Origin of the sequence: Gilliamella sp. B2824 (assembly GCF_026536245.1) — a bacterium.
Lineage (GTDB): Bacteria > Pseudomonadota > Gammaproteobacteria > Enterobacterales > Orbaceae > Gilliamella.
The window spans coordinates 103,914-124,667 of the sequence record NZ_JAFNON010000001.1; the positions used below are offsets into that span (position 1 = coordinate 103,914).

The window sequence follows — 20,754 nt, forward strand, 5'->3', positions numbered from 1 at the left end:
GCCAGTAATGCGAGTCCTGATTTTAGCCATATATCGTGAACTGTCCGCTACACGATTAGTGGATAGTTCACAAAGTAACACGTAAAGGATAAAAAATGACGACTGTTTCAGTTAAAGATTTTGGTGCAATTGGTGATGGTACTACAATAAATACCTTAGCTTTTGCAAAGTCGATACAACATATTGAACAACGAGGTGGAGGAACTTTAATTGTTCCAGTTGGCACCTATTTTACCGGAGCTATTAAACTTTGTAGTAATCTAACATTAGAGATTGAACAAGGTGCAACGTTATTGTTTTCCGATGATGCTAAAGATTATCCCGTGGTCAATTCACGTTGGGAAGGGGTAAAACAAGATGTATATATGCCATGTATATATGGTCATAATATTGAGAACGTAACAATCACCGGCGGTGGAAAAATCGATGGTAATGGCAAAAAATGGTGGCATACTTTTCGCAACGATCGCAGTAATCTTAAATACCCTAGACCTTATTTGATCGGATTTGATTTTTGCGAGCGTATCACGATTGAAAAACTATTTTTAACACAATCACCAAGTTGGACCGTTCACCCAATGGAGTCAAACAATGTGGTCGTTGATAATATTTCGATTCTTAATCCAGCTGATTCACCAAATACGGATGGTATCAATCCTGAATCTTGCCGTAATGTGAGAATTTCAAATTGTTATATTGATGTTGGTGATGATTGTATTGCAATTAAAGCAGGTACAGAAGAAACGGTTGATAAAAGCGCTTGTGAAAACATATTAATTACTAACTGTAATATGATTCATGGGCATGGTGCAGTGGTATTAGGGAGTGAAATGAGTGGGTGTATTCGTAATGTGACCATTACTAACTGCGTATTTCAAAAAACCGACCGTGGTGTTAGGTTTAAAACCCGTCGTGGTCGAGGTGGTACTATTTCGGATATCACCTTTAGTAATATCATTATGGACGAAGTATTATCGGCATTTGTGATGAACTATTATTACTATTGCGGCCCTAAAGGTAATGATCCCATCGTCTGGAATAAAGCAGCATTACCAGTTAATGAACAAACACCTGCATGTCATAATATTAGTTTTTCTAATATTATTGCTAAAAATGTACGTGCTTATGCTGGATTTTTATATGGTATACCTGAATCGCCAATAGCCAATATTTCGTTTGATAATATTCGAGTATCGATGCAAATTAATGCGCAAGCAGGTGAAGTTGACATGTTTAAAGATGTCAAACCCGAAGCGGGTAAGGGCTTTTTTATTGAAAATGCCGACACCATTTTATTTAACAATGTTATTGTTGATAATGTCATTAGCGAGCCACTCAGTATCAAAAACAGTACAGGTGTACATGTTAATCAATCATTTATTAAACAAGACGGTAAATTATTGCCGCTTAATGCTTAATGGTTTTTCATCAAAATAACCGCGAGAATGCGGTTATTTTTAATTATTTTTTATGTTATTACGGGTTTGAATCTGTCGATTTTATCAAACGTTTTATCACTATTTAGAGATATTATTGCTAACAATAGAACAAAAACAAATCTGGGTAATTTTATTAAAAGGCTGTTGTTTATTATCAATCTTAAATAAAAACAACATATAATGTTGATAAATATTGCAGAATGATGATGTTTATTGGCTACTCAGTCTTACCTTCAAACTAATCTTTTTTTGTGCAAACAATCAATGGCTAGGTTTAAGGTAAATATTGTACTTTTAAGGCTACTTCACTTGTCACTTGTTAGTGTTACCATTAAATAGACCTAGTCACTATTATTTATATCCATCAAAGCGAACTTTAAAGGCTGAGAATGCGTTATTTTTGTTTTAAATCCCTTACAACTATCACATCCCGAAAAAGCATGCTTAATCCTATTTTGTAAAATAGTTTTAGGTTATTTAACAATCCGTTGCAAATGACGAACTTTTATCAAAATGCGCAACGAAATCAATATACTAAAAATATGTCACGTTACTGGCTATATCGTTAGATTGTCATTGGCATAATATTTTTAGTGTTTCATTTGTCATCCTTTTAATTTTTATCTCTGATTTATTTCATTTTGTTTGTGGCAACAAAATAACTTTGATGTTGATCACATTTATCTAATAAACCTTTTAAAGCTAAATTTTTAGCTATTCATACTCAATTTCAGTTGTTCACTTTTTAAAGGATAAATTATGACAAATACCTTCTATCAAAAGCCAACTTATTGGTTCGCTTCATGTTATAGCTTTATGTACTATGCAGCAGGGAGTTTTGTTTTTTCTTTTTATGCAATATGGCTAAGTAAGGAGATTGGTTTAACGGCTAAACAAACCGGAATTATTTATTCGTTTAATTACTTTATCTCGTTAATTATTATGATTATTTATGGTGTTTATCAAGATAAATTAGTATTAAAAAAGCATTTAATTTGGTTTCAAAGCATCATTATTACTTGCGCTGCGCCCGCGTTAATTTATGTCTATGAACCGCTATTACGGCATAGTTTTTATATTGGTGTCGTTTTTGGTAGCTTCTTTTTAGGTTTTGGTTGGGTTGCTGGTATGGGGTTGATTGATTCCTATTGTGAAAAAATCAGCCGTGCTTTTGATTTTGAATTTGGACAATGCCGTACTTGGGGTTGTATTGCTTACGCTGTAGGAACATTTATTGCTGGCATCTTAATTAGTATTAATCCTCATCTTAATTTTTGGGCGGCATCAGTAGTGGGTGTTTGCTTTATGATATTAAATCTGAATTTTAAACCGGATTTAAGTAAATCATCGGCAGCAGTCTTTCAAAAGAAAGATAAGTTAAGTTTTAATGAGATTATTTCAGTGTTTGCGCTTAAAAAGTTTTGGATATTTGTGATTTATGTGCTTGGTACTTATAGCCTTTATAATATTTACGATCAACAGTTGTTTCCGGTTTACTTTACCCAGCAATTTACTGATGTGAATGATGGTTATCGGTTATACGGCATATTAAATTCATTCCAAGTATTTTTAGAAGCAGCCGTGATGTTTTGTGTGCCATTTGTGGTTAACCGTGTTGGTGCGAAAAATGCCCTTATTTTTGCCGCTTTTATTTCAGCATCTCGAATCTTTTTAACCGGTCATGTCGAGAGCATTGCCATTATTTCAGTGATTAAACTGATGCACTGTTTAGAAATTTCAACCATTTTAGTGTCAGTATTTAAATATATTGATAACAACTTTAATGCGCGCTTGTCGGCAACGGTATTTTTAATTGGTTATCAGGTCGCAGGCTCGGTTGGGGTGATATTGTTTTCTACCTATGTTGGGCAAGTTTATGATACTGCTGGCGCTGCAACCACCTTTAATAATTTAGGGCTAGTCGTGTTAGGTTTTATGATTTTTGCCATGCTTTTCTTAAGCCGTGACAAAAAGCTCAAATCATCAGAAAAGTAAGCTAGTTAAGATTCATAACACGTTTTTAATTCGGCTAAACAAATTACATTTAATAAAACATATTAAGGATTCAAAATGAATATATTCAATTCAGTTACGCAGTTTCACTTTGAACAAACCAGAACCATTTCGCCCGAAAATATGACAGGTGAAAAAGGCAAATCATGTATGAAGGCCAGTGCTTTAGGACCGAGTCGAAAAGGGCAAGGCTGTATCTCAATCCCTGCTGGTAAAAAGGTGACCATAGCCGAAATAACGGGTCCTGCTGAAATTCGTCATATGTGGTTTACTTTAACTGATAGAACACATCGCGGAAGCTTTGTACTCCGCGATGTGGTGATACGCATTTATTGGGATGATGAAGCCGTACCATCAGTTGAAAGCCCAATTGGTGACTTTTTCTGTAATGGTTTTGGTGCAAGATGTGACATCAACTCAATGCCAATTGTCGTTAATCCAACAGGTGGCTTTAATTGTTATTTTAGAATGCCATTTAATAAAAAAGCCCGCATTGAAATTGAAAATGAGCATGAGGCTGATTTGCAACATTTCTTTTTTACTGTGAACTATGCGTTAATGCCAAAACCATTTGAAGCGCCGCTTTATTTTCATGCGCAATGGCGCCGACAACGCATTACTCAATACGCCCAAGATTATGTCATTTTGGATAATGTGCAAGGACAGGGTTATTATGTAGGGACTTACTTAGCCTTAACGGCGCTAGAGCGTTATTGGTGGGGGGAAGGGGAGTTTAAATTCTATCTTGATGATGATAGCGACTATCCAACACAACATTCAACGGGTTCTGAAGACTATTTTGGTGGCGCTTGGGCATTTCATAATCGCGACAGCCAAGGACGCCCAAAAGCGAAGTGTTTTCAAACACTGTTTATGGGTTACCCTTATCAAACCAATCGTGATGCAACACGTGATTTTTTCCAGACAGGCGATGCAAACCCTGTACATGGCTTTGGCGATGATGGTTTGCCGATGCATGGTTTATATCGTTGGCATTTACCAGATCCGGTGGCATTTCACAAAAATATCAAGTTAGCCTTTCAACAGATTGGTAACGATGATATAAGATTGTATGAACGTTGTGATGATATCGCAAGTGTGGCTTATTGGTATCAAAATCCATCGGCAAATCACAATCCTGCGTTCCCTAATAAACAACAGCGAACTCCGCGCTAAAAATAAGGTAATGTGGTTATGGCGAGTAATAAATTAAAGATCAATGATATTGCTCGTTTGGCTGGCGTGTCGGCAACGACCGTCAGTCATATTTTTAATAAACGAGATAAAAAGTATCGAATTTCGCCCTTAACTCGGCAACGAGTATTAGCGATTGCTCAGCAATACAGTGATCAATCTCATATTCGTCAATATTTAGTTAAAGCGAATAGCACTAATACTATTGGTGTTATTGTGCCGGATATGTCTAATTCATTTTTTTCGATGTTTTTACATCATCTAGAAGCCTCGTTCAGACAAAAAAATATTCAACTCTTAATCACTTGTAGTCATTATAATCCCGAGGTCGAAATTAAAGTGGCGCAAAATTTGGTCGAACGCTGCGTTGATGCCATGATTGTTGTAACATCTTTAGATAGTGATGATTTTTATGTAAGCATTAACCAAAAGACTCCCGTTTTGTTTTTCGATCGTTATTTGAAAGATACCAAACTTCCTTTTATCACCAGTGAATCTGTAAAGTCAGTTGCCGATTTGATAATTCCTTATGCTAAGCAACTAAAAGAGTTTTATTTTATTGGGTGTGATATACAACTAACCTCGATTCATGCAAGACTTGAAGGATTCAAGCAAGGGCTCAAAACTGCGGGATTAAAGTTCAAACACGATTGGTTAGTCAGTGATGACTATTGTCAAAATAAAGGGTATCAGTTAATTAAAGGTGTTCATCAAAAATTAGGGCGGTTACCTAAGGCTATTTTTACGCCTTCCTGCAATTTATTGCAAGAGGTACTGAGTTATTTGGTCGAAATCAAAATAGATCCTAATCAAATTTGTTTATGCTCTTATGATTATAATATCTATCTTGACTACTGTTATTACCCAACAGATGCCATTGCACAAGATTTTCAAACCATGGCACATACTTGTGTTGAGGTAATCGATCGGCTGATTAACTTTAAAGAACTAAAACATCATGCCTTTTTTATTGAGCCGAAAATTATTCGCCACCGTTAGCCTAGCAATTTTTTTATGAACTAGACTATTAACGGTTGGCATTTTTCATAATTCGCGCTTTATCAACCTGCCATTGGCGTTCTTTAATGTCAGTACGTTTATCGTACTCTTTTTTACCTTTGGCTAAACCAATTTTTACTTTAGCCCAGGCATTTTTCCAATATAAAGATAGGGCAACAACGGTATAACCTTGACGGTTTATTTGACCGAACAGAGAGTTCAATTCACGCTGATTAAGCAGCAATTTACGTGTACGCATCGGATCGCATACTACATGCGATGATGCAACCGATAATGGCGTAATTGTTGCACCAAATAACCATGCTTCGCCATCTTTGAGTAAAACGTAACTATCACTAATGTTGGCTTTACCTGCGCGCAGGGATTTTACTTCCCAACCTTGTAGGGATAATCCCGCCTCAATTTCCTCTTCAATAAAGTACTCATGGCGTGCGCGTTTATTTAATGCAATCGTTGCCGAACCCGGCTTGTGTGATTTTTTCTTAGTCATAATGTGCGATATTATAGAGTTACGTGATACTATATGCCAATAATTTTATTTTTTTATTTTATTCTTATGGCACATGTTTTTCACGAAGTTATCGAGCCCTATTCAATTGAGCAAATGTTTGCGTTGGTTAATGATATTGCTCGTTATCCAGAATTTGTTCCTGATTGTATCGCAACTGGCATTATTAGCAAACAAGATAATAGGTTAACGGCTTTTATTGAGGTTGAAAAGTTAGGCTTCAAAAAATCTTTTACTACTGTCAATCAGATTAATGAGCCGCATTTAATTGAGATGAAGTTACTGCAAGGCCCTTTTAAACACCTGTCTGGTAAATGGCAATTTACGCCAGTGAATGATACTCACAGTAAAATTAGTTTTAGTTTAGATTTTGAGTTTAAAAATAAGCTACTTGATATTGCTTTTACCCCAGTGTTTAAAGAAGTTATGACTAACATGGTCAATGCATTTTCAACACGAGCAAGGCAGATTTATTAGTATGATAAATATTCAAGTTGTTTATGCTTTACCTAATAATGCAACCGTCATTGATTTAGACGTTGATGCACAAACTAATGTATTGCAAGCAATAACAAAATCCAATATCTTATCGCTATGTCAAATTGCATTAGATGAGCATCTAGTTGGTATTTACGGTAAGCGCTGTGATTTTGATACGTTAGTTAATGATGGTGATCGCATCGAAATTTATCGTCCATTAATTAATGATCCTAAAGAGATAAGACGAAAAAAAGCTGCACGTAATAAATAATAATCAAAAGTGAAGGGAAACCGAATGCACAATCTGCTAATTGAAAAGATTGAAATGTTATGCAAAAAACGCGGTATAAAACTGACAACACAGCGGCGTACCGTTTTACATATCATGTTAAAAGCAAATAAAGCGATGAGTGCATATGATTTGTTAGATCTGTTGAAAGTGAGTGAACCGCAAGCAAAACCACCGACAATTTATCGCGCACTTGAGTTTTTACTCGAACAAGGTTTTATTCACAAAGTTGAATCATCTAACAGTTACATAGTATGCCCGCATTTTCATGACCCCGAGCATATTTCAATTTTATTTATTTGTGATAAATGTAAACAAATTATAGAAAAGCATTCAGAAGATATTGAAACACAGCTCAAGCTATTAGCACTGCAAAGTCAGTTTTTAATAAAACATAGTGTGCTTGAAATACATGGAATTTGTCAGCCGTGTCAGCCTTAATTATTACACTTTGGTTAGTTAATCTATTTTGTGATACTGTTGGACAAATTGCATTTAAATATGCCGCCATAACGTCAAAACATCAACAAGGTTTACACTATTGGCAAAGATTGTTTGGTAATTTTTGGCTTTGGTTAGGTTTTGGTACCTATTTTGTTGGCTTTATTTTTTGGCTGGCGTTTTTAAGTGAAGTCCCTTTGTCGCAAGGTATTTTATTAGGATCGTTTAACATTATCACCGTTATGATTGCTGGACGAGTTTTATTTAAAGAGCATCTAACAGCCTTTCGTCTTATTGGTATATTTTTTATTACTTTTGGCGTTATTTTAGTAGGGCTCACCTAATGAAAAAATTTTATATCATTGGTTTTATTTTGTTATTATTTTTCGATACTTTTGGGCAAACCAGCTTTAAATTAACGGCATTAGCAGCACTCCCCTTTGAGGCTAATTTTCATTGGTTGATTCGTATTTTTAGTCATGGTTGGGCTTATTTAGTTATTTTAGGCTATACAGGTGCTTTTATGACATGGATGATATTATTAAAAAAAGCACCAGTTGGTCCGGCTTTTGCAGCTTCTCATTTACAAGTTGTAACGGTAATGCTTGTTTCGATCGTGGCTTTTAATGAGCAAATTACAACCACTCGTTTACTTGGCGCGTTATGTATTATTATTGGTATTGTTTTTTTGGCATTAGCCGAACAACGATTACAGTGTAAATAATCGATTTTGCTGTTTAATTTTAAAGGTCAAATGTAAATTATAAATAGTGAGTGATATTTTATCTTTAAATTGACCTGTAGTTTTGGACATCAACTGTCTTGAATCAAATAAAACTAAACTAACCAGTTTTAAGCTTAAGCTCAATTTCTATTGTTCATACAGTTTTTTAAACTGTATGAATATTGGTTATTTATATGCGATCTTTTTCCATCACAATTAGATAGGCTTCGCGTTTCCAAAGTAGAAATAAGCGTCTCATATCTTTTTCCATTGTCACCACACGCCAACCTTGTCTTGCATTTTGATTTAAAAAATCAGAGAATTTTTCAGCATTAGAATTCGCTGCACCAAAAAGTAAAGAGGATAAAGCACCTTCTTGGTAAATAACGACTTTATATTCTTTCATTGTATTCATTTCCTTTTTTTATATTTTAAAAATAGTGTCCTTATTGATAAGTAATATCAATAAGGACAGCAGTATATTATAAGTTATGCTTTGAAACAAAGTTAAAACAGCAATATTTGAGTTAATATTATGTTTTTTATGCGGATAGGGGAAGGTATACGCTTGAAAATCAAACGAATAAAAAGGTATTCTTAAAAAGAATATGCTAAATTTGTTTATCTAAATTTTTTAGCATTTCGATGATAGGTCGATTAGCATCGGGAAATTCATCCGCATTGAGATCTTCTTGATCAATCCAACGACTCGGTTGCCCTTCTTTGGCAAAAGGTACGCCATCCCACTCTTCAACTAAATAAGCATGGATAGTAATATCGCGATCATCGTAACTATGCTGGACTGTTTTTAAAAATTGTGCATGATGAATATGGATGTCGACTTCTTCAGCGATCTCGCGTTGTAAAGTTTGAAAAGGTGTTTCAGCAACTTCGACTTTTCCACCTGGAAACTCCCAAAAACCAGCAAGATGCGAGTCTTCACCTCGTTGAGTGATAAAGATTTGACAATCTTGTGAACGTATAATACCTACAGCAATTTCAGTATGTTTTTTCATAATCCTGTCTGTCTATCTATGAGTCAACTCGGGGAAAGTGATCCTTTCCCACTTTTTGAATGCCGAAAGTGATCGGCAATTTATTTGATAATATTTTGATGATACTAAATTTTTACCTTAGTGAACAGCACCATGACAGTGTTTATATTTTTTTCCTGAGCCACATGGACAAGGATCGTTACGCCCAACTTTCGCTTGCGCGCGGACTACTGGTTGCGTCGATGAGGTTTCAGGTTCATCTCCATCAATACTAGTAACAGATTCATGGCTCGTTTTCTGTTTTTCCATGAGCTTTTCCATTTCAGCTAAGCGTTGTCGTTCGGCTTCATCAACTTCCTCTTGTGACCGGATTTGAACACGACTCAGTACGCCAATAACATCATATTTTAACGATTCTAACATGCTTGCAAACATATTAAATGATTCACGCTTATACTCTTGTTTAGGATCTTTTTGCGCGTAACCACGTAAATGTATACCTTGGCGTAAATAATCCATTGCGGCTAAATGTTCTTTCCATAAAGTGTCAAGTGTCTGTAACATTACACTTTTTTCAAAGTGTCTAAATGCTTCAGAGCCAGCACTATTTTCTTTTTCAAGATAGGTCTCTTTTGCAATTTGTAAAATGCGTTCACGTAATGTTTCTTCATGCAGATTTGCTTCTTCATCTAACCATTTGGCAATCGGTAAATCTAAAGCAAAATCGGTTTTTAAAGCTGATTCTAGTCCAGGCACATCCCACATCTCTTCAATTGATTGAGGTGGAATATATTGATCGATTAACGCATTAAATACGTCATCACGAATAGAATCAATGGTATCTTTAATATCGCTATTATCGAGTAGTTCATTTCGTTGACGATAAATTGCTTTACGTTGATCGTTGGCAACATCATCAAATTCAAGTAGTTGTTTACGTATATCAAAGTTACGGCTTTCAACTTTCTTTTGCGCATTTGCAATAGCTTTAGTAACCCAAGGATGTTCAATGGCTTCGCCTTCTTTCATACCCAGTTTACGCATCATGTTACCAACACGCTCTGAAGCAAAAATTCGCATTAATGGGTCTTCAAGTGATAGATAAAAGCGTGAAGCACCAGGGTCACCTTGACGACCAGCACGACCTCGTAATTGGTTATCAATACGACGAGATTCGTGACGCTCTGTCCCTAAAATGTAAAGACCACCAAGTGCTATTACCTCTTCGTGCTTGGTTTGCCATGCTTGTTTAGCTTTTTCGATATCTTCAGGGGTTGGATTTTCAAGCTTAGCGACTTCATTTTGCCAGTTACCACCAAGCATAATGTCAGTACCACGGCCAGCCATATTGGTGGCAATTGTCACGGCACCTTTACTACCTGCTTCAGCTATAATCTCGGCCTCTTGTGCATGGAATTTAGCATTTAATACATTATGTTTGATACCCGCTTTTTTAAATGCTTGAGAGACAAGTTCTGATTTCTCGATGGAAGCTGTACCGACTAACACAGGCTGCCCACGTTTTACACATTCTTGTACATCAGAAACGATCGCATCGATTTTTTCTTTTTCGGTCATATAGACTAAATCGGATTGATCTTTACGGACCATTGGACGATTCGTTGGAATAACAATAGTATCGAGACCATAAATTTGATTAAATTCGAATGCTTCGGTATCCGCTGTTCCTGTCATCCCTGCTAATTTTTCATATAGTCGGAAATAGTTTTGGAAAGTGATAGATGCCAAAGTTTGGTTTTCATTTTGAATTTTAACATGTTCTTTGGCTTCTACCGCCTGATGTAATCCATCAGACCAACGGCGTCCATCCATGGTACGACCGGTATGTTCATCGACAATAATGATTTCGTTATCGCGAACAATATAATCCACATCTTTATGGAATAGGTGATGGGCTCGAAGCGCTGCATTGACATGGTGCATTAACACAATATTGCTTGGGGCATACAGTGACTCGTCACTTTTCATAATGCCTTGTTTAATTAGTAACTCTTCAACTTTAATTAAACCGCGTTCAGTAAGGTTGACTTGACGTGTTTTTTCGTCAATAGAAAAGTCACCATCACCTTGAAATTGATCAGAATCTTCTTTTTCTTGGCGAACTAAATACGGAATAATTTTATCGATACTGACATATCTATCAGAGCTGTCTTCGGCTTGTCCAGATATGATTAATGGTGTTCTTGCTTCATCAATCAAAATCGAGTCTACTTCGTCGACTAAGGCATAATGTAGTGGGCGTTGTACTCGCGATTCTTTTGTAAACACCATATTATCGCGAAGGTAATCAAAGCCATACTCGTTATTAGTGCCATAAGTGATGTCGGCGTTATAAGCATCGCGTTTCATTTGCGGTGGCATATTAGGGAGATTAATACCGACAGTTAGACCTAGAAATTCAAATAGTGGGCGATTGTTTTCAGCATCACGTTGGGCTAAGTAATCATTAACCGTGACGACATGAACCCCTTTGCCGGTTAACGCATTTAAATAGGCGGGTAAAGTTGCGGTTAAGGTTTTACCTTCACCAGTACGCATTTCAGCAATACAGCGTTCATTTAATACCATGCCCCCAATTAGCTGTACATCAAAATGACGCATTCCAAAAACGCGTTTACTCGCTTCACGAACGACCGCAAAAGCTTCTTCTAAAATATCATCTAATTTGGTGCCATCAGCAATTTTTTGTTTGAATTCTGCTGTTTTTGCTTTTAGCTCATCATCGGTTAATGCTTCCATTTGTGGTTCTAACGCATTGATTCTTTCTACGCGTTTGCGCATTGTTTTTAGTACGCGTTCATTACGGCTACCGAATACTTTGGTTAATAATTTTAATAGCATGATCTTCTCTTATTTTTTTAATAGGATTAATAAGGTTTTATATCTAAATAAGGCAACTTAATTTCAGTAAGTTATCGATTTTTAAACAGTAGCTTTAGGACCAGCTCTGATGCCGTTGTAGGGGGTTAATCGGATGACAATATTGGGACTGACATCATAATGATTTAATGAAATGGTTTGTTTATCATCATGTTGCTTTTGCACCAATAACAGTGATTGTATATGCGCTTTTATTGGCGTTTGATGATCTTGTACTATCGCTGTAATGACAATAATACCGACTTGAGAAACCGTTGGCTGAGCAGGTAATGCATTTTCTTGATATAGACCAAATCCAGCAGCAATCACACCTAATAATAAGTGCGATAAAGCAGTTTTGATAATAAAGCGTTTGTGGAGTTGTTTACAATAGCTAATCACAGTCATAGTGGCGACATTCTAGCATTTTTTCCCAAAATTAAAACAATTATTGCAGCCGTGTCATTAGCTATTCTTGATGTTAAATGAAAAATGGATAAATGTCTGCTGTCTTATTTTTACTTGGTTAGATGTTGCGGCAGTAAAATGCTTAAAATGAGTGATCGATAACATCCACTTGCCAATTTATACTAGCAAGAGGGTGGTGCAGCTTTTGAGCTTTTGTGCCGATTATGAGATTTTTACTGATTTATTGCCTATTGCTAACACGCTTATTTCATCACAAAACCAAATTGTTTTATTTGGCGGTGAACTGCGTGATAAAAGCTCATCAGTTTTTGGTGGTTGAGCCGTGTCAAAGATCAATGAAATTCAGGTAGATGCTTGTTGTTTAGATATTGATGGCTTAAGTAATTTAAGCGGTCCTTCTTGTTCATCTTCTTTTGATGCTTATGTTGATAAAGCGATCATTGCTCATTTGGATAAAAATATATGTTAAGTGATTACACTAAATTCAGTCGCAAAAGTTTATATAAAATTTGCGAATGGCAAGCGATTACCGCATTGATGACTAATGATATGGCTGATCCTTTGCTAGTTGCAAAATTAGAGAAGCAAACGCAAGTCATTTTAGGTGAGTAACCGTCAACGTTAATTAGTCTGTTATTTACTCGATATTGTCTATTTTGTTACCGTAATTGTTGAAACTATTTTTTCTATTTGAGGGGGATTATTTGCTATAGATTGTTGATTTATCTTAATCGAAATAAAATCCCCCTCTTAATCTTAAGAGTCTGTATTTAGACAATTAAGAAAAGAGGGAGAACAAATCGATTATTTCACCATCAATTGCCCCATCATACCCAATGTTTCATGTTCGATGATATGGCAATGATACATGCGTAATCCCGGCATGTTTTGTTGAATTTTCACAACAAGTGTTTCGTGCGGACGTAAATTGGTGGTATCTTTTAACGCAACAAATTCAGGTGTGGTTTTAGTACCATTTAATTCACGAGACTGCACAATAAATTGCGCACCATGTATATGGAAATTGTGATCCATATGTGAGTTGTTAACAATTGTCCACTCCTCAACATCGTGCAGTTTACTTTCTAAGTCAATTCGTGACATATCATGCCGTTTGCCATTAATTAAAAACAACATACCACCTCGAGGCTCACTTTTATCCATTACTTCGGTATATTCCAGTGATTTTTTAGCGACAGCTTCGCCTAAAGTTGGTACTTGTTTTAGATGAGTGGGTAAAACTACACTGGCCGTTTGAGTTAGCTGGAGTTGTGAAAGAATGATATTTTGCTCCGGCGGTACATTACCCATTTTGCCCCGATCGTATCCGATATTTTCCAAGTAAAGGCTGGCTGTTTTCTTCGGAACAATGACCACTTCAGCGCGTTCAGCTGGGGTAAGTAGTAGGGGGGTATTAAGTTGGTGAGGCGCAGCAATTAGGCCACCGTCAGTACCCACTAAATAAACATCACAATCGGGTACCGAAAGGTTTAAGTATCGACCTGAACACGCATTCCAGATTCTGACTCGGGTTGCACCTTCTACTTTTATATTTGGGCGGTAAGCGCCATTGATTAACACAAATTGTCCTTCTCGACCATTCATCCAGTCTGTCATCGAGTTTTCAGCAATTTCCCCTTTTTCTGTTAATTTTAAGTCGGAAAAGAACCAATGTTGCTCAGGTAGTGAAGCTAATGGATCGTTTTTACTGCGGACAATAAATGTACCGGCTAAACCACGGTAGACTTGTTCAGCAACGGTGTCGTGCCCATGGGGGTGATACCAATAGGTTCCAGCGGTGCCTTCAGGGATGGTAAATTCATAAATTCGACTACCGCCTGCTGGAATGGCATCTTGTGGATTACCGTCTTGATCTGACGGAATAAGCAAACCATGCCAGTGTACGGTTGTGGGTTGTGAAAGATCATTTTTCACTGTTATTTTGACCTGATCACCTTCAAATACTTCAATTTTTGGACCGGGAACCATGCCATTATATGCCCAAAATTCTGTCGTGATATCGGGTGTTAAAGCTATTTTTACTGGTTTTAAATGTAACGTTGCTTCAAAGACGCCAGCTTGGTTACTGGTATTTTTTAAATTGGTGAGCTCAGGTAAATTTTTACCCTGTTTCAGTGCTGAAGTCGATAACAGTTTTTGTGGCATTGTGTTATTCATATTCATATTCATGTTCATATGATCGTGCATATTCCCCTCCGTATTACAGTTATCAGAATTAACTTCACAAACGTTTTCAGACATTGATGCGTGATTCATTTTGGCGATAGCTTTAGTGGCAAACAATCCACCTAAGGCGGCGGTAAAACTGATGATAAAATTTCGACGTTTCATAATATTCCTTTAAAATATAGTTAGTTAAATAAAATAACCATTTATTCAAAACAATGTGATAAAAAGCCTCACATAAGGTGCTTTTTATTGCGTTATTGACTGTGAATTACTTACTTCTTGTGTTTGATAAATACTATTAAGCAATTTTTGGTGGTTTTAACTCAGGAATACTTTCTTTATATACAGGTATAAATGTTATTGGTCGGTACTGTTTACTTTTAATGGCATAATCAAAGGAAAAAAAATAGTTAGTAACAAGTGAGCTACATGTTGGGCAGTGGTTTAGTTGTTGATATTTGTTTGGAATTGATGAGTTGGGATTAGATTGAGTCGTATTATGGTGACGCTTGCTCTCTTTTAGGTTAAATGCCGTTTGATGTGCCAAGTTACAACGCGTAGAAGATTGGAAATAATTTTTAGACAAATGCCATGTAGAAACACTCAGCAAAAATACAAGTATTGCGGATAATGCAATAATAGTATAAGCCTTATTGTTGATTCTTAATGACATATTCTATCTCACTATTCATCTAACAAACTATTTGTTTATTCTACCGGAAAAAGGAGTAAATTTATACTTTTTTAAAATTGTTAACTTTATCTGATTTAATTCAAATTGTTTATTTAATTATTGATAAGTGACTGGTTAACGACTACTGCGTAAAATTATAGTCTAATTATTGGGTCTTTTGATATAAAATAAGAAAGATAAATGCTTACTGTTCTGTTATTATATTTACCTAACTTTAAATCGACAAATCATACGATATGAAAATTCTCTTTGGTGTTCAAGGAACAGGAAATGGCCACGTCAGTCGTTGTAGAACATTAGCCAATGCACTTAAAAAAGCAGGGGCTGATGTTGATTATATTTTCAGTGGACGTGATCCTAAAGACTATTTTGATATGCAAGTTTTTGGTAATTATAAAACCTATCGCGGTGTTTCGTTTGCGACGTTAAATGGTAAGATTAATTTTCGCAAAACCGTACAACGGATTCGCGCTTTTCGTTTAATTAAAGATGTGCGTGAACTCGATTTATCGACATATGATTGTGTTATCAGTGATTTTGAGCCAGTTAGTGCTTGGGCTGCGCATTATCAACATCGTGATTGTTTAGGGATTAGTAATCAGGCGGTGTGTCAATATCTTAAACCTAAAGAATATGGATTGATAGCCAATGTGATTATGAAGTATTATGCACCAGTGACTAAACCCATTGGGTTACATTGGTTTCATTTTGGACACAAATTGATACCGCCAATGATTGATTCATTTGAGGTTGCCTCAAGTGAAAATGGCAATATCGTTGTTTACTTACCATTTGAAGCATTAGATGAAATTACTGTGTTATTGCAGCAGTTTCCAAATTATCAATTTATCTGTTTCCATCCGGATATTAAACAAGTTGAACAGCACGGTAATATTCTTTTTCAACCACTTGGTCGAGATAGTTTTACGCATGCTTTAGTCAGTTGTTCCGGAATCATTGCAAATACTGGCTTTGCTTTAATTTCAGAAGCGTTAGTTTTGGGTAAAAAGATTTTAACTAAACCGGTATCGGGGCAATTTGAACAGATCTATAATGCTCAATGTTTACAAGCGTTAGATATGGCAACAGTGATGGAAAGTTTGAATAATATCAAACTTAAATATTGGCTTAGTTTGCCTTCTCCTAAACCAATCATCTATCCAGATGTCGCAACTGAGCTTGCTAATTGGATCGTTTCAGGGCAAAAAGAGCCATTACTTTCGTTAAGTGAACGGCTTTGGAGTCAAACGATATTTCCTGAAAATGTCAATCAGAAGATAAAATCCTTAGGATATGTGTAAGTAAAGGTATAAAAATGATTTTAAGCATTATTGTTGCTATGGCGAAAGATCGTGTCATTGGTCTTAACAATCAAATGCCGTGGCATTTACCGGCAGATTTGGCTTGGTTTAAGAAAAACACACTACATAAACCGGTTATTATGGGACGCAAGACTTATGAGTCTATTGGTCGTCCTTTACCCAATAGACATAATATTATTATCAGTCGACAAGCTCAGTTAGAACATAATTCTGATAATGTAAGTTGGGTAAAATCAATTGACGAAGCATTATCTATAGCTAAAGATCAGCTTGCCGATGAAGTCTTTATTATTGGTGGCGGTAATATTTATCAGCAAGTTTTACCTTTTATCGATCGGTTATATTTAACACATATTGATGCCTATTTAAAGGGTGATACCTATTTCCCCGATTATTTGGTTCGGCAATGGCAACAAGTTTATTGCCAAAATTGCTTTGCTGATGAAAAAAATCCTTATCATTATCAATTTGAGATTTTAGAAAAAGTTTAACTATCGCTAAATTGCCACAGCATTAATTGATGTGGCAATTAAATCAAGGGTTATCCTTGAAAGCGTTTTGCTTCAACAACATCGGGTAATTGCTTAATTTTATTTAGTACACGATTAAGTGAGTCGTGATCGAAAATTTGTAAATCCATGTCAATTGTCGCTAATTGCTGTTTAGTATCACTGCGACTTGATACACCTAATACGTTGACTTTTTCGTTAGCAACAATAGTGGTAATATCGCGTAATAAGCCACTTCTATCATTAGCTATAATTCTAACAATCATGGTATAGCTTGATTGGGTGTTTTCACTCCACGCTGCACTTGTTATGCGTTCCGGAGCATGATTTTTTAACTCTTGCAATTGTTCACAATCAGCTCGATGTATTGAAATGCCTCGACCTTGGGTGACAAAACCAACAATAGGATCACCTGGAATAGGGCGACAACAGTTAGCAATGGTATACATTAAGTTACCTACGCCTTCAATGATGATTTCACCACTTTTTGTTGTATTTTTGGTTTGAGCGGTCGATTTTTGCGAAATTTGCTTTAATACCGCTTCGTCTTCTTCTTCCGCTGTTGGCTTATTAAATTGCGCGTTAATAAAGTTCACTAGTTGGTTAATTCTGATGTCACCACTGCCAATACCCGCTAAAACTTCATCAAATGAATGGGCGTTATATTTTGCGATAAGAATTTTTTCAACGCTTTTGATACTAATATTCAGCGGTTCTAATTCGTTTTCAAGTATCTGTTGACCAGCCGCAATATTCTTATCACGATCTTGTTTTTTGAACCAAGCTTGAATTTTGGCACGTGCACGGCTACTATTGACAAAACCTGTATTAGGATTTAACCAATCACGACTTGGATTAGGTTGTTTTTGCGTAATGACTTCAACTTGATCGCCAATTTTTAACATATAAGTAAAGGGGACAATGCGCCCATTTACTTTGGCACCAATACATCTGTGGCCGACATCGCTATGAATATGATAAGCAAAATCAAGCGGTGTTGAACCCGCTGGCAAATCAACCACATCACCTTTAGGTGTAAATACATAAACCCTATCATCAAAAATTTGGCTTCTTACTGCTTCTTGGATTTCACCACTTTCTGACATCTCTTTTTGCCAAGTTAATAGTTGTCGTAACCAAGAGATGCGCTGATCATAAGCCGTCATCTTGTCAGTAGTGCCTTCTTTATACTTCCAATGTGCAGCAATACCGAGTTCAGCATCGTTATGCATTTGTTCGGTACGAATCTGAATTTCGATAGTTTTGTCTTGTGGGCCATAAACAACCGTATGAATAGATTGATAGCCATTGGGTTTGGGATTGGCTACGTAATCGTCAAATTCTTTAGCAATGTGTTTGTAATGACTATGTACAATACCCAGTGCGTTATAACAATCTTCAACGCGATCGCAAATAATTCGTACCGCTCGAATATCATACAGCTCTTCAAACTGTAAATGCTTACGCTCCATTTTTCGCCAAATGCTATAAATATGTTTTGGACGACCATAAACTTCGGCATGAATATGATCTTGATTCATTAAATCCTGTAAAGTTTTAACAAATTTATTGATATATAATTCTCGGTCTAATCGCTTTTCTTGTAGTTTGATTGCGATCATGCGGTATTGGTCAGGATATAAATACCGGAAGCAAAAATCCTCTAATTCCCATTTTAATTGCCCAATACCTAATCGGTTGGCCAGTGGGGCATAAATATTAAAGCACTCTTTAGCGGCAAGGACTTGCTCTTCTTTAGGGGCATTCATTAAATTGCGTAAGTAAGTGATACGCTCAGCGATTTTGATTACAACGCTACGAAAATCATTTACCATCGCCAGTAACATACGCCTGATACTATCGATTTGTTCTGTTGTCGCATTACCGTTACGAATTGCACGTAGTTGTCGCAAGTCTTTCATTCGGATGATGCTTGAAATAATATGGGTAATTTCGCGGTCAAAATCTTCTGGAATATCTTCACGACGGATAATCTTAGATTCTAAGAAAGGTAGCAATAACGCAGCACTTAAACTGTTAACATCCATACTTAAGGTTGATAAAATTTCAACCATTTCAATGGCACTTTTGAAACAATACAGCTGCTCAGGTGCGCCTGCACTATTTTCAAAACAGAAATCCCAGACATCTTTAAATTTTTCATAAGATTGCGGGTTAGTTAGTAACAGTTCTTGTTTGGCCCATTGTTCGACATCAAACTGAGCAAGAGAATAGTGTTCTTCGCTCTGTTGGTGGGCTCCTCTAATAGATACCATAATTATGATCCTACTTCGTTAACAGCAACATTGATTCAATGTGCTTGGTTTGTGGAAACATATCTAAAATTGCGACTTGAGCAATCTTGTATCCTTTAGCAATAAATTGTTTACAATCTCTGGCTAATGTAGCCGGATTGCACGAAATATAAACGATCTTTTTAGGTGATATTTTTACAATTTGGGCGGTAGTATTAAAAGCACCTGCTCTAGCGGGATCCAATAGAACTTTCTCAAATTGTAAATGATTCCATGTTGAAAATTGCTGCTCATCCTCTAAATTACTGGTTAAAAATTGGGTATCTGCACGTATTTCACTGCGATTTAATTTGGCATTGAATTGTGCTTTTTCAACCAGTGCTTTAACACCTTCGATGCCTGTGACCGATTTACTTAATGTTGCCATCGGCAATGAAAAATTACCCATTCCACAAAATAGATCTAAAACGTTGTCCGTCGGCTCTAATGTTAGCCACTCAAGTGCTTGGTTAATCATCTTTTGATTAATTTTACTGTTTACTTGAATAAAATCTAGAGGGCTAAAGGTTAATTTTAACTTATTGATTTGATAATAATGCTGGTTATCACCGGTAATATGAACAAGTTTATCGCCATGCAAATAGAGTGAAATGTTATGTTCTTGAGCAAATTGTCGTAATAATTTGGTATCTTGTTCATCCATCGGGCTAATATGTCTTAATACAACAATTACCCCACTATCTACCGAGATTAATTCAATATGACCTAGTGATTTTTTTTGTTTAATATTAGTTAAGCAGTGTTGTAATGGAATCAGTAAGTTATTTAACTTATCAACTAAAACAGGACAATGTTTAATATTAATTATTTGATTTGATTCTGCTTGTCTAAAACCAACAAAAAGTACACCTTTGATCAGGTTGATAGATAATCTGGCTCTTCTGCGATAAGCGTAAGGTTGATCGGCAATAATAATAGGGGCATCGTTAAGCACATTATCTAATGTTGCGCCACTCTCTTTTTTTAACAAATTAATTAATGCTTGATATTTAGCTTGTTGTTGCACGCGTGGTGATATGTGCTGTAAGTCACAGCCACCACATTTTTGATAATATTGGCATGGCGGTTTAAGGCGATCTTGGCTTTGGTTATGATATTTAATGACGGTTGCTTTGGCATAATTTTTTTTATCTTCCGTAAGTTGAATATCAACTGTTTCATTAGGTAGCGCAGATTTAACGAAAATTGTTTTGCCATTATGATTGGCTACCCCTTGACCGAAGGCATCTAACGTTGAGACTGTTACAGTCAATTTTTGCGGAATAAATTTCTTTTTAGGTGGAGTATAAAAATTAACCATATTAACTTACTT

General features: G+C 36.1%; 23 protein-coding genes. 14 read left to right on the top strand and 9 right to left on the bottom strand.

Going from position 1 to position 20,754, the window contains the following annotated elements:
- Window positions 1-95: 95 nt before the first annotated feature.
- The 4 genes from J3U56_RS00435 to J3U56_RS00450 all read left to right on the top strand — a co-directional run bounded on the left by J3U56_RS00435 (window position 96) and on the right by J3U56_RS00450 (window position 5,645).
- Window positions 96-1,418, top strand: a complete 1,323-nt coding sequence (locus J3U56_RS00435) for a glycoside hydrolase family 28 protein (protein WP_267343659.1) — start codon at window positions 96-98, stop codon at window positions 1,416-1,418.
- Window positions 1,419-2,198: 780 nt separating this feature from the next.
- Window positions 2,199-3,434: an oligosaccharide MFS transporter gene (locus tag J3U56_RS00440; protein WP_267333755.1), complete on the top strand. Its 1,236-nt coding sequence runs from the start codon at window positions 2,199-2,201 to the stop codon at window positions 3,432-3,434.
- A gap of 75 nt (window positions 3,435-3,509) precedes the next feature.
- Window positions 3,510-4,628, top strand: coding sequence for a glycoside hydrolase family 172 protein (locus J3U56_RS00445; protein WP_267333754.1), 1,119 nt, complete (start codon window positions 3,510-3,512; stop codon window positions 4,626-4,628).
- A gap of 18 nt (window positions 4,629-4,646) precedes the next feature.
- The gene (locus J3U56_RS00450; RefSeq protein ID WP_267333753.1) at window positions 4,647-5,645 is read left to right on the top strand and encodes a substrate-binding domain-containing protein; all 999 of its coding nucleotides are present in this window, start codon (window positions 4,647-4,649) and stop codon (window positions 5,643-5,645) included.
- Between the two features lie 28 nt (window positions 5,646-5,673).
- On the opposite strand, the gene smpB is transcribed toward J3U56_RS00450, so the two are convergent.
- The gene (smpB, locus tag J3U56_RS00455; RefSeq protein WP_065798905.1) at window positions 5,674-6,156 is read right to left on the bottom strand and encodes an SsrA-binding protein SmpB; all 483 of its coding nucleotides are present in this window, start codon (window positions 6,154-6,156) and stop codon (window positions 5,674-5,676) included.
- Window positions 6,157-6,189: 33 nt separating this feature from the next.
- Here smpB and J3U56_RS00460 point away from each other — a divergent pair, with 33 nt between their 5' ends.
- From J3U56_RS00460 to J3U56_RS00480, 5 genes are read left to right on the top strand one after another with little or no spacing between them, the layout of a single operon-like run.
- Window positions 6,190-6,651, top strand: a complete 462-nt coding sequence (locus J3U56_RS00460; RefSeq protein WP_267343654.1) for a type II toxin-antitoxin system RatA family toxin — start codon at window positions 6,190-6,192, stop codon at window positions 6,649-6,651.
- A gap of 1 nt (window position 6,652) precedes the next feature.
- The gene (locus J3U56_RS00465; RefSeq protein ID WP_267366320.1) at window positions 6,653-6,925 is read left to right on the top strand and encodes an RnfH family protein; all 273 of its coding nucleotides are present in this window, start codon (window positions 6,653-6,655) and stop codon (window positions 6,923-6,925) included.
- Between the two features lie 24 nt (window positions 6,926-6,949).
- Window positions 6,950-7,384 carry a zinc uptake transcriptional repressor Zur gene (gene zur / locus J3U56_RS00470; protein WP_065633135.1) on the top strand — a complete coding sequence of 145 codons (435 nt, stop codon included), beginning with the start codon at window positions 6,950-6,952 and terminating at the stop codon, window positions 7,382-7,384.
- Window positions 7,372-7,728: an EamA family transporter gene (locus tag J3U56_RS00475; RefSeq protein ID WP_267333750.1), complete on the top strand. Its 357-nt coding sequence runs from the start codon at window positions 7,372-7,374 to the stop codon at window positions 7,726-7,728. Before zur ends, J3U56_RS00475 begins: the two co-directional genes overlap by 13 nt.
- A complete protein-coding gene (locus J3U56_RS00480; protein WP_267343652.1) occupies window positions 7,728-8,108 on the top strand; it encodes a DMT family transporter in 381 nt (126 codons plus the stop codon). The genes J3U56_RS00475 and J3U56_RS00480 overlap by 1 nt, the downstream gene beginning before the upstream one ends.
- 190 nt (window positions 8,109-8,298) lie before the next feature.
- On the opposite strand, the gene J3U56_RS00485 is transcribed toward J3U56_RS00480, so the two are convergent.
- The 4 genes from J3U56_RS00485 to J3U56_RS00500 all read right to left on the bottom strand — a co-directional run bounded on the left by J3U56_RS00485 (window position 8,299) and on the right by J3U56_RS00500 (window position 12,391).
- Window positions 8,299-8,514 (bottom strand): DUF4177 domain-containing protein, encoded by a 216-nt coding sequence (locus tag J3U56_RS00485; protein WP_065633138.1) that lies wholly within the window; start codon window positions 8,512-8,514, stop codon window positions 8,299-8,301.
- Window positions 8,515-8,719: 205 nt separating this feature from the next.
- Window positions 8,720-9,124, bottom strand: coding sequence for an 8-oxo-dGTP diphosphatase MutT (gene mutT / locus J3U56_RS00490; RefSeq protein ID WP_065633139.1), 405 nt, complete (start codon window positions 9,122-9,124; stop codon window positions 8,720-8,722).
- Window positions 9,125-9,241: 117 nt separating this feature from the next.
- On the bottom strand, window positions 9,242-11,965 hold the full coding sequence (secA, locus tag J3U56_RS00495; RefSeq protein ID WP_267343651.1) for a preprotein translocase subunit SecA: 2,724 nt from the start codon (window positions 11,963-11,965) through the stop codon (window positions 9,242-9,244).
- 81 nt (window positions 11,966-12,046) lie between these two features.
- Window positions 12,047-12,391, bottom strand: coding sequence for a hypothetical protein (locus J3U56_RS00500; RefSeq protein ID WP_267366322.1), 345 nt, complete (start codon window positions 12,389-12,391; stop codon window positions 12,047-12,049).
- A 205-nt stretch (window positions 12,392-12,596) separates the two neighbouring features.
- On the opposite strand from J3U56_RS00500, the gene J3U56_RS00505 reads away from it, so the two are divergent.
- From J3U56_RS00505 to J3U56_RS00515, 3 genes are read left to right on the top strand one after another with little or no spacing between them, the layout of a single operon-like run.
- Complete coding sequence (locus tag J3U56_RS00505; RefSeq protein ID WP_267343649.1) at window positions 12,597-12,731, top strand: hypothetical protein; 135 nt, start codon at window positions 12,597-12,599, stop codon at window positions 12,729-12,731.
- A 3-nt stretch (window positions 12,732-12,734) separates the two neighbouring features.
- On the top strand, window positions 12,735-12,881 hold the full coding sequence (locus J3U56_RS00510) for a hypothetical protein (RefSeq protein ID WP_267343648.1): 147 nt from the start codon (window positions 12,735-12,737) through the stop codon (window positions 12,879-12,881).
- The gene (locus J3U56_RS00515) at window positions 12,875-13,024 is read left to right on the top strand and encodes a hypothetical protein (RefSeq protein WP_267343647.1); all 150 of its coding nucleotides are present in this window, start codon (window positions 12,875-12,877) and stop codon (window positions 13,022-13,024) included. Before J3U56_RS00510 ends, J3U56_RS00515 begins: the two co-directional genes overlap by 7 nt.
- A gap of 192 nt (window positions 13,025-13,216) precedes the next feature.
- Here J3U56_RS00515 and J3U56_RS00520 read toward each other — a convergent pair whose 3' ends face one another.
- Window positions 13,217-14,764, bottom strand: a complete 1,548-nt coding sequence (locus J3U56_RS00520; RefSeq protein WP_267333744.1) for a multicopper oxidase family protein — start codon at window positions 14,762-14,764, stop codon at window positions 13,217-13,219.
- A 136-nt stretch (window positions 14,765-14,900) separates the two neighbouring features.
- Window positions 14,901-15,275 (bottom strand): hypothetical protein, encoded by a 375-nt coding sequence (locus J3U56_RS00525; RefSeq protein WP_267348359.1) that lies wholly within the window; start codon window positions 15,273-15,275, stop codon window positions 14,901-14,903.
- Window positions 15,276-15,532: 257 nt separating this feature from the next.
- Between J3U56_RS00525 and J3U56_RS00530 the strand changes: the two genes are divergently transcribed.
- Both J3U56_RS00530 and folA read left to right on the top strand, forming a co-directional pair.
- A complete protein-coding gene (locus J3U56_RS00530; RefSeq protein ID WP_267343645.1) occupies window positions 15,533-16,597 on the top strand; it encodes an MJ1255/VC2487 family glycosyltransferase in 1,065 nt (354 codons plus the stop codon).
- Window positions 16,598-16,611: 14 nt separating this feature from the next.
- A complete protein-coding gene (gene folA, locus J3U56_RS00535; RefSeq protein WP_416379588.1) occupies window positions 16,612-17,109 on the top strand; it encodes a type 3 dihydrofolate reductase in 498 nt (165 codons plus the stop codon).
- 50 nt (window positions 17,110-17,159) lie between these two features.
- On the opposite strand, the gene relA is transcribed toward folA, so the two are convergent.
- Entirely contained in the window at window positions 17,160-19,403 is a 2,244-nt protein-coding gene (gene relA, locus J3U56_RS00540; RefSeq protein WP_267333741.1) for a GTP diphosphokinase, read from the bottom strand.
- Between the two features lie 10 nt (window positions 19,404-19,413).
- Window positions 19,414-20,742 carry a 23S rRNA (uracil(1939)-C(5))-methyltransferase RlmD gene (gene rlmD / locus J3U56_RS00545; RefSeq protein ID WP_267333740.1) on the bottom strand — a complete coding sequence of 443 codons (1,329 nt, stop codon included), beginning with the start codon at window positions 20,740-20,742 and terminating at the stop codon, window positions 19,414-19,416.
- Between the last annotated feature and the right edge of the window lie 12 nt (window positions 20,743-20,754).